This is a genomic window from Spirosoma sp. 209, from assembly GCF_002006735.1.
GTDB lineage: Bacteria > Bacteroidota > Bacteroidia > Cytophagales > Spirosomataceae > Spirosoma > Spirosoma sordidisoli.
This window is the reverse complement of record NZ_MVEC01000001.1, coordinates 438,712-453,690: the sequence shown is the minus strand read 5'-3', so window position 1 is coordinate 453,690 and position 14,979 is coordinate 438,712. Positions and strand designations below refer to the sequence as shown.

Sequence of the window (14,979 nt, the reverse complement as noted above, 5' to 3'; positions counted from 1 at the left end):
CTTAGATGTACTGGTTCACGATGCTCTCCAGCCACTCCTGTTTGCCACTGCGCAGCTGGGGCTCGCCGTTCTCCAGCGTATAGCTCCGCAGGTCTTCGAGGGTCAGTTTGCCCTGCTCGAACTCCTGGCCTTTGCCCTGGTCGAACGACGCGTACCGCTCTTTCCGGAATGCCAGATAATCGGAGTCTTTCAGGATCTTGTCGGCCACGATAAAGGCCCGCGCAAATGCATCCATACCGCTGATGTGAGCAATGAACAGATCGTCGAAGTCGGTCGAGTTCCGGCGCACTTTAGCGTCGAAGTTGATACCGCCCGGCTTGATACCACCGGCCTGCTGAATAACCAGCATGGCTTCGGTCAGTTCGTAGAGGTTGATCGGAAACTGATCGGTATCCCAGCCGTTCTGGTAATCGCCCCGGTTCGCGTCGATGCTGCCCAGCATGTCGGCGTCGGCGGCCACCTGCAGTTCGTGGTCAAATGTATGACCGGCCAGGGTAGCGTGGTTGACTTCGATATTCAGCTTGAAATCGTTTTCCAGACCGTACTGACGCAGGAAACCAATGACGGTAGCCGCGTCATAGTCGTACTGGTGCTTGGTAGGCTCCATCGGCTTCGGCTCGATGAAGAACGTTCCCGTAAAGCCCTGCTTGCGGGCGTAATCGCGGGAAATGGTCAGGAACTGGGCCAGGTGCTCGACCTCACGTTTCATGTTTGTATTCAGCAGCGACATGTAGCCTTCGCGACCACCCCAGAATACGTAGTTTTCGCCACCCAGAGCAATGGTAGCATCGAGCGCGTTTTTAACCTGCGTACCGGCATACGCCACCACCGCAAAATCGGGGTTGGTCGATGCGCCGTTCATGTAGCGGGGGTTCGAGAACGCGTTGGCCGTTCCCCACAGCAGCTTCACGCCACTGGCCTGTTGTTTCTGCTTGGCGTACTCGACAATTGTCTGCAGCCGTTTTTCGTACTCGCTGGCCGAGTCACCTTCGTCAACCAGGTCGATGTCGTGGAAGCAGTAGTAGGGCGCCCCGATTTTGGTGATGAACTCGAACGCGGCATCCATCTTGAGTCGCGCCCGAACGTTGGCGTCGCTGTCCTGATCCCACGGAAAAATGCGGGTACCCGGCCCGAACGGATCGCCACCGGTTCCGGTGAAGGTATGCCAGTAGCTGATAGCGAACCGCAGGTGATCGCGCAGCGACTTGCCACCAACAATCAGCTCGGGGTTGTACCATTTGAAAGCCAGCGGATTTTTCGACTGAACGCCTTCGTACGGAATGACGTCAATGCCTTTGAAGTATTCTTGATCACCCAGTGTGACGTTTGCCATGGTTCTGGAGTTGGTTACTGGTTAGTTGATAATTATGGTTGATAATCAGCTCGTTTGCAGGGGTTCGTCTTCCTGCTGATTATTGAGTGTAAAATTGACACTTAAAATGTAAATGTCAAAACGAGAGGTATTAATTTTTAGGGAAATTAGCCTATAAACCTGGCGATAGGGTTTTACCAGCTGATAGCGTCGGGGCTGGGGATAACGTTCAGTAGGGAGTGGGTCAGCTGCTGGTATCGGGGCATGTCGACCTGGTAGAAAAAGGCCCCCCGTTTCGAGAATCCTTTCTGCTTTTCGTCGAGCTTGATCAGCAGGTTGGTCGACAGGATTTTGCGGCTGAAGTTACGCTTGTCAAACTCGGTGTTGTAAATCGCGTCGTAGAGCTTTTTGAGTTGGGGAATGGTAAATTTCTCGGGCAGCAATTCGAAACCGATGGGGTGCAGGGCGGCTTTGTACCGCAATCGGCGAATGGCCAGGTCGACCATGTCGCCATGATCGAACAACAGGGGCGGCAGATCGTAGATCGAAAACCAGCGTGCCTGGAACGCTTCGGTCAGCTTCGACGCGTAGTCGGCTACTTTGACCAGCGAGAAATAAGCAACCGAAACGGTTCGGACAATCGGGTCGCGCTGCGGGTCGCCGAAGGCGTTGAGCTGTTCGAGGTAGACGTTGGTCAGGCCGGTCAGTTCGAACAGAATACGGGTGGCTGCCTGCTCCAGACTTTCGTCGGGTTGCAGCCAGCCACCCATGAGCGACCAGGTTTGTTCTTCCAGGCCTCGTTTCACCAGCAGCACCTTCAGGCTTTCGCCGTCGAAGCCAAAAATGATGGAGTCGAGGGCTACCAGATACGGATGCTGCTGTTTATACTGTTCTACCATTGATCCGGGACCGACGCGGGATAAACCGGTGCGTTCGGCTGCAAACTACGTAATTCTGGCGCTTACTGCTGTTTTTTATCCCACCCCGTCGGGTCGACCGTTTAAAACGTTACGACGCTCTGATAGGCTTTTTTGGGCTGGTAATTTTCATCGAACAGCAGCGGGTGATCTTTTCGGCCCGGTACCGGAAAGTTGTCGAGCCAGGAGTACTTGTCCGACAGGTTCCAGAAGGTTACGCCGGTCAGCGTCTTTTTGTGCTTGCGGAACAGGTCGAACAGCATTTTATACTGTGCCACCTGTTTCTGCTCCATCTCGGGCGTGAACTCGCTGACATCGGTCGGTTTCCGCGCCCGGCGTTCGTGCTCTTTCGGGTAGACCGACATGTCGAGTTCGGTAACCTGTACCTTCAGACCGAGGCTGGCAAACCGATTGATCGACTCTTCCAGTTCCTGGGGTGTAGGCTCGTAGATAGACCAGTGGCCTTGCAGACCAACCCCATCGATAGGTACTTTTTTGTCTTTCAGCTTCTTCAGGATCTGGTAGATCCGATCCCGTTTCGATGCGTTTTCGGTGTTATAATCGTTGTAGAACAGCTGGGCACCGGGGTCGGCTTCATGGGCGTATTCAAAGGCTTTGGCGATATAGTCTTCCCCAATGATCTCGTAGAATTTCGACTTCCGGTACAGGCTGGTACCCGTGTCGGGTACGGCTTCATTAACGACGTCCCAGGCGTAGATTTTGCCTTTGTAGCGGCCCATAACGTCATTGATGTGCTGTTTCAGGCGAGCCAGCAACACCTCGCGGCTCACCTGCTTCCCATCGGCGTCGGTAAAGAACCAGCGGGGCGTCTGGTTGTGCCAGCACAGCGTATGGCCGCGCACTTTGATCTTGTTCTGCACCGCAAAGTCGACAATGGCGTCGGCGTCTTTCCAGAAGTACCGGTTTTCTTCGGGGTGGATAGGCCCCATCTTCATGGCATTCTCGGGGGTGATGCTGCTGAACTGCTGCCGGACCAGGTCGGCTTCGGGGCCGGTCAGGGTGCGGGGAGCTACGGCTACGCCAATCGGGAAATAGTTTTTGTAGGCATCCCTGAGGGTTGGCTCGGGGGCCTGAACGTGCGAGGACAGGCCCGCGCCCAGCAGGGTCATACCGCCCAGCAGTACCGACAAACGAATGGAGGTTTTCATGGTAACGCGCTAAAAGAGGTTAACAGATCTGAAATAGGTCAGTATAAGCCATCAGAAACCGATCGAGTTACCGCCATCGACGGGGAGCGAGGCTCCGGTAACGTACCGGGCTGCGTCGGAGGCCAGAAAAACGGCGGCCCAGCCAATGTCTTCAGGTTTGCCGAATTTACCCATCGGGGTCCGACGCATGGCGCGGGCGAAGCGGTCGGGGTCGCCCCCCATGGCGGTTTTGCTCATAGCTGTCTCGATGAATCCCGGCGCAATGGCATTGACGCGAACGCCTTTGCCCGAAAACTCCGACGCCAGCACCTTAACCATACCTTCTACCGCCGACTTGGAAGCTGCGTAAGCCACCACCCGGTCAATACCGTAGTAGGCCGCCATGGACGAGATCATGATGATGGAGCCGGAGCCGCGCTCGATCATCCGGCCGGCGCACGCGCGGGTCAGCGAGAATACCGAGTTGAGGTTGGTATGAACAATCCGGTCAAAGTCGGCGTCTGTAACTTCCAGCGCGGGTTTTTTCATGTTGATACCGGCGTTGTTGACCAGAACATCGATGGGCCCGTAGGTCGTTTCGATGTCGGCAACCAGTCCGTCGAGCCGATCGCGCTCGGTCACGTCGTTGACCACGTAATGGGCTGCGGGGGTAGGTCGATCGGCGGTAAGTGCGGCCACGGCGTCGCGGAGGGGTTGCTCCCGGCGGCCGGTGATGATCACAGTAGCACCAGCGTCGACCATGCAGCGGGCAATATCGAAACCAATGCCACTGCCTCCGCCCGTAATCAGGGCCAGCTTACCGGCCAGGGAGAACGCGTGGTCAAAGCGGATATGTGTATCGGCGGCCGGTTCGGCAACCTGTTGATTGGGGGTCTCTGCAAAGGATTCCATTTTACTACTAGCTAATTAATTGATGATCCAGAATTGGGGTGTTTGAGGCAGCACTGGGCTGCGCTTATTTTTTCAGGGTAAGCGGCCGGGCCTGTTTCTGGGCGTTGAGTGCCAGTTCGGTGGCCAGGAAGCAATGTTCCTGCGACATAGCGGTTTCGGTCCGGTTCAGAATATCGTTTACGAGTTGCTCGCCGTAGGGCAGCGGTTCTTTGCTGCAATCGAGATAGCGGGTTTCTTTCTTGTCGGTTATAAAGAGGTGATTGCCCCCCTCGCGACCGGCCGGATCGATGTTCTTCCGAATTTCGATGAAGCCTTCTGTGCCGAGAATAGTCAGGCGGCCGTCGCCCCAGGATTTGAGTCCATCGGGGGTGAACCAGTCGACCCGGATGTAGCCCGTTCCGCCATCGCCACGCAGCATGACGTCGCCGAAATCTTCGAATTTCGGATACTGCGGATGGTGTACGTTGCCCACCTGCGACGCAACGATGTCGGCTTGGGTCGAGTTGGTGAAGAACAGAAACTGGTCGAACTGGTGCGAGCCGATGTCGCAAATAATCCCGCCGAACTTCTTTTTGTCGAAGAACCAGTCGGGCCGCGATTTCGGGGTCATCCGGTGCGGGCCGAGGCCAATGGTCTGCACCACGTTACCGATCGCCCCGGCTTTGACCAGCTCACCGGCTTTGACGGTAGCGCGGTTCTCGAACCGTTCGCTGTACATGATCGAGTAGATGCGTTTGGTTTCCTTCTGCACCTTACGCGCTTCGGCCAGTTGGGCGAGGGTGGTGATACCGGGTTTGTCGGCCATGTAATCTTTCCCGTGCCGCATCACCTGAATACCCAGCGGAGCGCGCTCTTCCGGAATTGCCGAGCTGAGGATCAGCTGAATCGAGTTGTCTTCCAGAATGGCTTTTTCATCGCTGGCCTGTTTGGCATTGGGATAGCGTTTGGCAAAGGCGGCTGCCAGGTCCGGCTCCGGTGCATAAAACGAAACCAGCTCGCCCCCGCCCCGGATAACGGCTTCGACCTGACCGTAAATATGGCCGTGGTTCATTTTAATGACCGAAAACCGAATTCGCGGTGCTTTCGGCGTCGTAATGATAGCGGGCGCCGACAGGGTGATCAGCTGGGTGGAGGCTGTCAGCGTCTGTGCAGACAGGGAAGTGCCGGTAACGAGACCAGCTGCGGTCGTCAGCGACTCCTTCAGAAAAGAGCGCCGGTTGGTATCCTGGATCTGATTCATTGGGTCTGCGTGGGGTTTCTGGGCTTGCCAGATTTGGCAAGCCAATCCGCTTACTGCGCTTTTTTGGCCAGTTCGAGCGCCTGGGTGGTAGTGTAGTATTTAGCGATCATGTTGGGGACTTCCCAGGCGGGCATCGATCCCGCTTTCAGGTACGTCAGGTATTTTTCCATGACCCGGCCGAAGTGGGCTTCGTGACCTTCCTTATACTTCTCCGGAATAATGACCTCCCAGCCCGCACCCGTCTTTTTTACGTCGATGCCGGGATACGCTTTCTGGACGGCGGGTAATACGCTTTTGAGGGAGGCTTCCAGGCTGCTGTTGCCGGCTACGGGCTCAATGTAGAGGGTGGGCTTGTACTGCTGCTCGGCGCCCTGCCGGATAATCAGGTTGGCCTTGCTGCCGCGCATGATCGAATAGTGGGTGTCGCCGGCACCTTCGGGAGCTTTGTAGGCCCAGGTGACCGATACTTTGGCATGAACGCCCCGGAGCTGGTAGTTGATCTCGCCATTGCTGTATACCCGCAAGACACTGTCTTTGACCACATCCTTCCGCAGGTAGTCGGGGAAGCTGGCCTGTTTGGTGATGGCTTTAAACTGGCTCAGCGTCATGTCCGTTGTCCAGCGCCGGGCCGAGGTAAGCCGGATGTCTTTCTGGTAATCGAGCGACTGTTCCGGGAAACAGGCCCACTGAACCAGGTCGACCAGGTGGGTGGTCACGTCAACGATGCCTTCGCCCTGCTGCGCCACGTCCATGAACCAGGCCGGTCGGGTAAGAATACTGCCCGACACGTTCTTGTAGAAGTGATGGACGCTTTCTTTTGTAACGGCCGGGTTGGCGGGGGTGCCTTTCTCCAGCGTGCCGAACAGAGCCGCCTGCTGCGAAAAAGCCCGCTGGAGCATGGTCGTGATTTCGTACCGCTCCGTCATGATGTCGTATAAGAGCACGTTTTTCTGCCCGGCCGTGGCGAAAGCGTCTTTCAGCTTGTCGAAGTTCGACGCGCTGATGACCATAGGCTTGTCGGCCAGCACGTTGAACCCCGCTCCAACGGTCTGCGCGATGTAATCGGTCTTCAGCCGGTTGTTGCCCGCCATCACCACCACATCGCCGGGGGTGGCTTTGGTAGCCAGCATGTTGGCCAGGAAGTCGGAACCGCGGTACACGTCTTCTTTCCACCGGGTCGGGTTGTCGGCCCGGCTGTTGTACCCCTGAATTTTATCGAGGTGCAGCTGCAGGTCCGACGGGCCGCTCCCCTGGCTGTCGGGGGCGTAAACGCGAACAGTCGAGTCTACGCCTTCGTACATGGTTTTCTGAACCAGGGCCGCGTGAAAATGGCCGGGGTCGAGGGTAATCAGTCGTATGGTATTCGTATCGGTGCGGGTTTTATCCGTTGACTGTGAGGATTGACACGCGGTAAGTAGGGTAGCCGCGCACAGGCTGCCCAGCATTAGGTTTCGGTTCATGGGCAGGGCGTTAACGGGCTTTATTACTGGCCATAGCTTTGATGGCGTACGGGGCCCGCTGCGTACGAGAGAGCATTTTGTTGGCTTCGGGGTCATTTTTGAACTGCTCTTTCTTCGGGTCCCAGTACAGTTTGCGGTTTAGCTTCATGGCGGCCTGATGGAGCAGGCAGGCACTACACGAGCGGTGCCCGATTTCGGCCGGCGCGATGGGCTCTTTCCGGCTGATCACGCTCTCCAGCCAGTTGCCGTGGTGCTCTTTGCTGACGGTCAGGTGGGTTTCGTTGGGGCCGATGACCGACGTCAGTAGTTTGGGATCGCTGGCGTCCAGTTTTTTGGCCGCATTCTGTTTCGCCACCGGGTCGCTGGCCGTAACCGCCCCGTCGCCCCGCGATACGAACACCCAGCCTTCGGTGCCTTCGAACCGGATACCGTTGGGAATTTCGTTGCTCACGATCATGCGAACGCCATTTTCGTACAGGGCTTCCGTGCGGAAGATGCCGTGAACATCCCAGAGGCCGCTCTTCGGGAAGTCGGCTTTGCCCCAGATCTCGACCGGGCCGGTATGTTCAGTATTCATAGCCCAGTGGGCACAGTCGATGTGGTGAGAGCCCCAGCCGGTAATCATGCCGGCGCCGAACTGTTCGCAGCGGAGCCAGCCCGGCCGGTCGTATCCCGACTGCGGATGCACCCGCTTCTCGGTATAATAGACCTCGGGCGTAGTACCCAGCCACATGTCATAATTCAGGTTTTTAGGAACGGGCATCTGCGGCTCCTCATCGCCCGGGGGGTCGCCGGGGAGGCCGACATACACCGTTTTCAGCTGCCCGATGCGACCGTTACGGACCAGCTCGGCCGCATACCGGAACTGCTCCGACGAGCGCTGCTGGCTGCCTACCTGCACAATACGCCCTGACTGTTTAACGGCATCGGCCATCATCCGGCCCTCGGCTATCGTTAGCGACGCGGGTTTCTGCATGTACACATCCTTGCCCGCCCGTACGGCATCGATCACGATGGGCGCGTGCCAATGGTCGGGGGTGCTGACCAGAACGGCGTCGATGTCTTTGTTATTCAGCAGCTCACGGTAGTCGGTATAGACCCGAACGCCGTCGTAGTCTTTGCCGGTTTTTTTGGTGTAAAAGCCGTTGACGAGCGTTTTGGCTTCGTTGGCGCGTTTGCTGTCCAGGTCGCAGACGGCCATGATCAGCGCGTTGTCATACTGCCAGACACCCGGCATGTCGTGGCCGCGGGAAATGCGACCCGTGCCAATGGCGCCGATGTTGATCCGGTTGCTCGGCGCGTTTTTGCCCAGCACCGAAGCGGGGACAATGGTTGGAAATCCGCCGATGATGGCCGTCGACAGGGTTGCCTGGGCGCTGGCCTTCAAAAAAGTTCGTCTCGATAACGAGTTCTCAACGGGCTGAGTCATAATCAAAAAGGGTTGGGGGTTTAGGATTGAGTAAGCCGGTCACGGGGCCGCCCTACTGGTATAAACTCGTGCTGGTACTACCGGAGCAGATACGTTTCGACCGATTGTTTGACTTCATCGAGGGTCCGTTCGGGCTTTTTAAAGGGAGCCGGAATGGGCTGTCTGGCAAAGGTTTGCAGGTAAAGCACCCACGCATCGCGCCACCAGATGGCTTCCCGGTGCTGCGTAACCAGCCGGGCTGCCACGTCGGCATGCAGGGCCGGGTCGAGGGCGGGTTTTACCGCGGCCCATTCCTGCTGCATCCAGCGTACCGAGTCGGCACCGGTGTAGAACCGGTTGCAAAGCTCATCCCACAGCGTACGGCCGGTCGACAGTTTTTTGGTCCAGGGCACGTGGTGGAACCAGAGCAGATACGGCAGCGGGCAGGTGTTGGGGTCGTTCCATTGCCGTTGTACCTCGGGGCGGTACTGCGCCAGGGCGTTACTGCCGGTAGTCGTCCGGTCGAAACCGACTCCCACCGAGTCGGCCCGGTGGTAATAAACGGCTGTCCAGTCGGGGCGCGGGCTGCGGGCCTGCCAGGGCTCGGGCGCAAAGTGAACCCCCGTCCAGGGCCGGCTCAGCCCCATCGGGGTGTTATAGTCGACGTAAATATCCCGCGATCGGAGCATCAGGTTCGCAATTCGGCTGGTGGCCTGCGGGTTGTGGGTCAGCGTCATGCCGATCCATTCGCGGGCAATGGCTTCGGCGGAGAGGGTATGATCCCAGGCCAGCCGACCAAAGGCGTACCAGTTGGCCTGCGCCATGGGGTGACCCGTCCAGTTCAGGTTCGAGCCGGTATTGGCCACCCCCGCCATCAGCGTCCTGGACGGTCCGGCGTTCCGGTAGCCGTGCAGGCTGCCGTCAATGACCCTGGCTACGGTCGAGCCTTTGCCACTGGCGTAGGTATCGGCATCCAGACATTCTTTGAAGAGGGGCGCTTCGTAGACCAGGTGGGTAGCGAAGCCGAGGTATTCCTGGGTCAGCTGGAACTCCATGCCCAGTGGCGTTTTGGGCATACTGCCGAACAGGGGCGAGAACGGCTCGCGCGGCTGAAAATCGATGGGGCCGTTCTTGACCTGAACGATCACCTTGGGGTCGAACTGGCCATCCAGGGGGGTAAACTCTTCGTGGGCTGCTCTGAAGCGATCGGCTTTGGGGTCGGCCTTATAAACGAACGCCCGCCAGATAACGACCCCATCGTAGGGTTTCATGGCTTCGGCCAGCATATTGGCCCCGTCGGCATGCGTACGGCCGTAATCCTGCGGCCCCGGCTCGCCTTCCGAATTGGCCTTAACCAGCAGACCGCCGAAGTCGGGAATAATCTGGTAAATTTCTTTGACCTTGTCGTTCCACCATTTCCGCACCTCGGGGTCGAGCGGGTCCGATGTTTTGAGCTTACCCAGCGTTTTGGGGGCCGCAAAGTAAACCGAAAGATAAACCCGAATGCCGTAGGGCCGGAAAACAGCGGCCAGGGCGGCAACCTTCTGCAGGTATTCGGCCGTCATGAAGCGGGCGCTGGCGTTGACGTTGTTGACAACGGTACCGTTGATGCCGAGCGATGCGTTGGCGCGGGCGTAGTCCCGGTAGCGCGGGTCGACCCGCTCGGGGAGTTCGTACCATTTCCAGAGCGACCCACCGGCATAGCCCCGTTCGATGGTGCCGTCTACGTTATCCCAGTGGTTCAGCATCCGATACTGTACTTTCGGGCTGCTCGCCAGCGATAGCCCGTCGAGCGGCTGGCGGGTCTGCATCTGCCGCAGCAGGGCAAACGCACCGTAGAGCACCCCGGTCTCGCTCGGGCTGGAGATGGTCAGGGTGTTGCGGTCAGCGGCAATCTGGTAACCTTCGCGGTTGGCGGGCGGGGTGGCGGCTGGGGCACCTGCGCGCAGCACGATGCCGCCCGTTCGGCTGCCGGCACTGCTAATGATCGGAACGGTTTTGCCCAGTAACCCGCGCAAACCGGCCTGTAGTTCTTCGGCCGCCGACCGCAAAACCGGCCCTGATCCGGTCAGGGCAATGAACTGTGCGGAGCGGGCATAGGCCTGTCGTTTGGCAGGGTCGTCGATCAGGTCGTACTTCAGCCACAGCCGGTACCCATCGTCTCCGCCCGGAGGCAGGCTGGTGGGAGTCTGGGCCTGGCTACTGATCAGCAGCAGCAGACAGCCAAGTACGAAAATCGGTTTAAGGATATATGTCATATAAAGCGGCTTTGCGTCGGCAAAGCGGTTCAGTTTGGATATGTTGATGGCTGTCAGCGAATAGGCTTTTCAGACTGCTCAAAGGGTATTGGCATACGTTTGGTACGATGCCTGAGCCGGTTGGTCGGCCAGGCTGCGGGTGATGCCCAGCTCCAGGCCCCGCAGCTCGGCGAGTCCGCGCAGCCGTCCAATGGCCGAATAGCCCGGATACGTTTTCTTGTGCAGGTCGTCGAGCATCTGATGACCATGATCAGGGCGCATCGGGATGGCCGTCACGCCGGTACCGGTCCGCTCCCGGCGCTGCTGCTCCAGTACGATGGCTTTGACAACGGCGTACATGTCTACATCGCCCGCCAGGTGGTCGGCTTCGTGGAAGTTGCGCCAGCCGTCGGTGCGTTCCTGTTTCGTGGTGCGGAGGTGGACGAAGTGAATCCGGTTGCCGAAGCGGTTGATGATACCCGGCAGGTCATTGTCGGGGCGGATACCCAGCGAGCCGGTGCAGAACGTAATGCCGTTGGCGGTTACCGGACAGGCTTCCATCAGCTGGGCCAGATCGGACTCGGTGCTGACCACGCGGGGCAGACCCAGCAGCGGCATCGGCGGATCGTCGGGGTGGATACAGAGGTTCACGCCAGCTTCTTCGGCCACCGGCGCGACCTGCTGAATGAAGTAATACAGGTTATTCCGCAGCTCGGTATCGCCAATGGTCGCGTAGTCGTCGAGCAGGCCCTGAAACGTATCGAGGGTAAAGGCCTCTTCGGAGCCGGGCAGCCCCAGCAGCACGATGTTGGCCAGTTCGGTAACGCGGTCGGGCGTCATCTGCGCGAAGGAGCGGTGGGCCGACTCGATGAGTTCGGGTTCGTAGTCGGCTTCGGCGCCGGGGCGTTTCAGGATGCAGAGGTCGAATACCGCAAAATCTTCCCACACAAACCGCAGCGCCCGCGATCCGTCGGGCATCTCGTAGCTCAGGTTCGTGCGTGACCAGTCGAGGACCGGCATGAAGTTGTAACAAACGGTACGGATGCCGCAGCTGGCCAGGTTGCGAATCGACGCCTTGTAATTCTCGATGTACTGCGCGCGCTCCGGCTGGCCTTTCTTGATGGCTTCGTGAACGGGCAGACTCTCGACTACGGCCCAGTGCAGGGCCGAATACCGATCGTTATCGGCTTCAACCAGTTGTTTGCGCTGCTCGATGGCGGCTGTTGGCCATACCTCACCGACCGGAATCTGGTGCAGGGCCGTAACCACTCCGGCACACCCCGCCTGCCGGATATCCATCAATGAAACCGGGTCGTTTGGCCCGAACCAGCGCATGGTTTGTAACATTCCCATAAACGTACACTTTGTAAAGAGAGGACCCCGACGGTTCATGCCGACGAGGCCTCCGCATAGCTAAAAAAACACGTAAACCAGCACGTAACGTGCTTCCTGATCCCGGCCTTTACCCGGCTGACCGGCGCCAGTTTCGACTCAGCAAACCGATCAGGTCGTGGCCACTTTTCGGCGGAACACAAACACGTAGAGCAGAGTCCAGGCTACCAGATACGCCAGCCCGGCTATGTAAAAAATAACGTAATACCCTTCAGATAGCTGCCCCAGCGCTTTGTAATGATCCAGAATCCGGCCAACCAGCAGGGGAAACATAGCGCCCCCCAGCGTACCGGCCATGGTGCCGAACCCAACTACGCGACTCAGCACGTGCTTCGGAAACTGATCGGCGGCCACGGTAAAGATGTTGGCCGACCAGGCCTGGTGGGCAGCCACGGCCAGCGACAGGATGGCAATAACGGGCCACATACTGCTCAGCTGACTGATGAGCATGACGGGCGTAACGCAGACCGCGAACAGGGCCATGGCATACTGCCGCGCCCGGGTCGGATGCCAGCCCTTCTGAATCAGCGTCGAGGAGAGCCAGCCACCGCCTACGCTCCCGATCGTTGCGGCCAGATAGATGATGATCAGCGGACCGCCCAGCTTTTTGAGGTCGAGGTTATAGATGCTGGCCAGGTAAGACGGGAGCCAGAACAGAAAGAACCACCAGATCGGATCGGTGAGGAGTTTGCCGCCCATGAACCCCCAGATTGCCCGGTTGGAGAAGATGGCATAGGGGGCTTTCGGCGCATCGGCAATCAGGTCGGTGGCAGCCGCATCGCCGGCCACGGTTGGGTCAACAGGCTCGTCGGTGATGTAGGCCAGCTCGGCCGCGTTGACCCGTTGGTGCCGTGCCGGCACTTCGTAATAGATCCACCAGGCCACAATCCAGACGAAGCCCAGGGCGCCCGTAACGATAAAGGCCATCTGCCAGCCCGCAACCAGCGCCAGCCAGGGTACAACGGCCGGAGCGGCCACGGCCCCGATGTTGGCCCCGGCGTTGAACACACCCACCGCCAGCGCCCGTTCTTTCTTGGGAAACCATTCGGCAACGGTCTTGATCGAGGCCGGGAAGTTACCCGCTTCGCCAATGCCCAGCAGCGCCCGGGCTACCATGAAACCCAGTGTACCCCCCGCCAGCGCATGGCCCATAGCGGCCAGACTCCAGACCAGAATAGCGCCGATGTAGCCCAGCTTCGTGCCGATCCGGTCAATGATGTAGCCAGCCAGCAGCGTACTGGAGCCGTAGAAAAACGTAAAGACCGTTACGATATTGGCGTAGTCGGACTCGGTCCAGCTAAACTCTTTTTCGAGAATCGGCTTCAGCAGGCTGATAACCTGCCGGTCGAGGTAGTTGATGGTCGTGGCAAAAAAGAGCAGGGCTACGATGATCCATCGGTAGTTGCTCCGTTTGCCAACGGCCGAGGTCGCTGCGGGTTGAGATTGTCCGGTCATTCCTGGGGTCGGGTTAGTGTTTCCAGTCAAAAAAGGTCGAGACGTTGTGATAGGCAATGTTGGCGGTCATCTGCCCCAGCCAGGTAAGGTCTCTGGGCAGCAGGCCTTTCTCGACATCGGTACCGATGATGTTGCAGAGAATACGCCGGAAGTAATCGTGCCGCGAGAACGACAGCAGGCTCCGCGAGTCGGTCACCATGCCGATAAACCGGCTCAGCAGCCCCATATTCGAGAGAACGTTCAGCTGGGTTTCCATCCCGTCTTTCTGGTCCAGAAACCACCAGGCCGACCCCCATTGCATCCTGCCCGTCGTGGATGCGCCCGTCGTGGATACGACCGTCGTGGATACGACCGGCGTGGACTCGCCCTGGAAGTTCCCGATCATGGTGGCGAAGGTTTCGTTGTCGGCCGGGTTCAGGTTGTAGAGCACCGTTTTGGTGAGTTGCCCGCTCTGGTCGAGGGTGTCGAGAAAGCGGGCCAGCCGGGCGGTTTGCGGCAGATCATTGATGGAGTCGACGCCGATGTTGATGCCGATCTGTTTGGTGAGCCGGGTGTTGACCTGACGCAGCGCACCCAGGTGAAACTGCTGCACCCAGCCGCGCTGGTGATACATCCGACCTAGTTCGAGCAGGATGCAGCCCGTCAGCTGGTCGATCTGGTCGGGCGTAACGGTTGTCTGGCCAGCCAGCAGCTGTCGGAAAGCGGTGTCGAGCTGGCTGCTGCGGGCGGCTGCCAGCGGCATCTGCGCCAGGCCGTGGTCGGCGGCCCGGCAGCCTGTCTCGTGGAAGAAATCGATCCGTCGCTGCATCGCTTCCAGAAAGGTGTCTAGGCTCGTAATTGCCAGGCCACTGACGGAAGCCAGCTCTGCCACGCGATCGCGCCAGGCTTGGCCCGATGCCGGAAACAGCGCGTCGGGCCGAAACGTCGGCAGCATGGTCAGGTCGGTCCCTTCGTCGGCCAGCTGCTGATGATAACGCAGGTCGTCGGCCGGTTCGTCGGTGGTGCAGATGACCTGCACCTTATGCTCGGTCAGCAGGGCACGGGCCGTCCATCGCGACTGAAGTTGTTCGTTACACTGGTCGTAGATAGAGCGGGCGCTGGCTTCGTTGAGCAGATCGCCGATGCCAAACGGTTTTTTCAATTCCATATGCGTCCAGTGATAGAGCGGGTTCCGCATCGTGTACGGAACCGTATGGGCCCAGGCGTTAAAAGACCGCCAGGGGTCTGTGCTACCCGTGATGAGCGCTTCCGGAACGCCATTGGCCCGCATGGCCCGCCATTTGTAGTGGTCGCCCTGGAGCCAGATCTCGGTCATGTTGTCGTACCGTTTGTCGAGCGCCACTTCGGCGGGCGACAGGTGATTATGGTAGTCAATGATCGGCAGGTCCCGTACAAACTCAGTGTAGAGGTAACGGGCCGTTTCGGTTTCCAGGATGAAGTTTTCGTCCAGAAAATCGCGGGTGGCGGGGTGGCTGGGAGGAAGATCAATCATGTGTCT

At 58.7% G+C, this 14,979-nt stretch carries 11 protein-coding genes; all 11 read right to left on the bottom strand.

The annotated features are described in order from the left end of the window. Position 1: 1 nt before the first annotated feature. The gene (gene xylA / locus B1C80_RS02025) at positions 2-1,333 is read right to left on the bottom strand and encodes a xylose isomerase (RefSeq protein ID WP_077919369.1); all 1,332 of its coding nucleotides are present in this window, start codon (positions 1,331-1,333) and stop codon (positions 2-4) included. A gap of 173 nt (positions 1,334-1,506) precedes the next feature. Then, on the bottom strand, positions 1,507-2,211 hold the full coding sequence (locus tag B1C80_RS02020) for an NUDIX hydrolase (RefSeq protein ID WP_077919368.1): 705 nt from the start codon (positions 2,209-2,211) through the stop codon (positions 1,507-1,509). Between the two features lie 101 nt (positions 2,212-2,312). Beyond that, positions 2,313-3,359 (bottom strand): endo-1,4-beta-xylanase, encoded by a 1,047-nt coding sequence (locus B1C80_RS02015; protein ID WP_369822677.1) that lies wholly within the window; start codon positions 3,357-3,359, stop codon positions 2,313-2,315. A gap of 90 nt (positions 3,360-3,449) precedes the next feature. Beyond that, positions 3,450-4,289 carry an SDR family NAD(P)-dependent oxidoreductase gene (locus tag B1C80_RS02010; protein ID WP_077919366.1) on the bottom strand — a complete coding sequence of 280 codons (840 nt, stop codon included), beginning with the start codon at positions 4,287-4,289 and terminating at the stop codon, positions 3,450-3,452. A gap of 64 nt (positions 4,290-4,353) precedes the next feature. Further along, positions 4,354-5,529: a Gfo/Idh/MocA family protein gene (locus tag B1C80_RS02005; protein WP_077919365.1), complete on the bottom strand. Its 1,176-nt coding sequence runs from the start codon at positions 5,527-5,529 to the stop codon at positions 4,354-4,356. Positions 5,530-5,579: 50 nt separating this feature from the next. Next, a complete protein-coding gene (locus B1C80_RS02000) occupies positions 5,580-6,989 on the bottom strand; it encodes a putative oxidoreductase C-terminal domain-containing protein (protein ID WP_077919364.1) in 1,410 nt (469 codons plus the stop codon). 10 nt (positions 6,990-6,999) lie between these two features. Further along, a complete protein-coding gene (locus tag B1C80_RS01995; RefSeq protein ID WP_077919363.1) occupies positions 7,000-8,418 on the bottom strand; it encodes a Gfo/Idh/MocA family protein in 1,419 nt (472 codons plus the stop codon). 77 nt (positions 8,419-8,495) lie between these two features. Continuing rightward, positions 8,496-10,655 (bottom strand): alpha-glucuronidase family glycosyl hydrolase, encoded by a 2,160-nt coding sequence (locus tag B1C80_RS01990; RefSeq protein WP_077919362.1) that lies wholly within the window; start codon positions 10,653-10,655, stop codon positions 8,496-8,498. Positions 10,656-10,733: 78 nt separating this feature from the next. Continuing rightward, positions 10,734-11,987, bottom strand: a complete 1,254-nt coding sequence (gene uxuA, locus B1C80_RS01985) for a mannonate dehydratase (protein ID WP_077919361.1) — start codon at positions 11,985-11,987, stop codon at positions 10,734-10,736. A 150-nt stretch (positions 11,988-12,137) separates the two neighbouring features. Then, positions 12,138-13,481 (bottom strand): MFS transporter, encoded by a 1,344-nt coding sequence (locus tag B1C80_RS01980; protein ID WP_139361566.1) that lies wholly within the window; start codon positions 13,479-13,481, stop codon positions 12,138-12,140. A 13-nt stretch (positions 13,482-13,494) separates the two neighbouring features. Further along, complete coding sequence (gene uxaC / locus B1C80_RS01975) at positions 13,495-14,973, bottom strand: glucuronate isomerase (RefSeq protein ID WP_077919359.1); 1,479 nt, start codon at positions 14,971-14,973, stop codon at positions 13,495-13,497. Positions 14,974-14,979 lie beyond the last annotated feature (6 nt).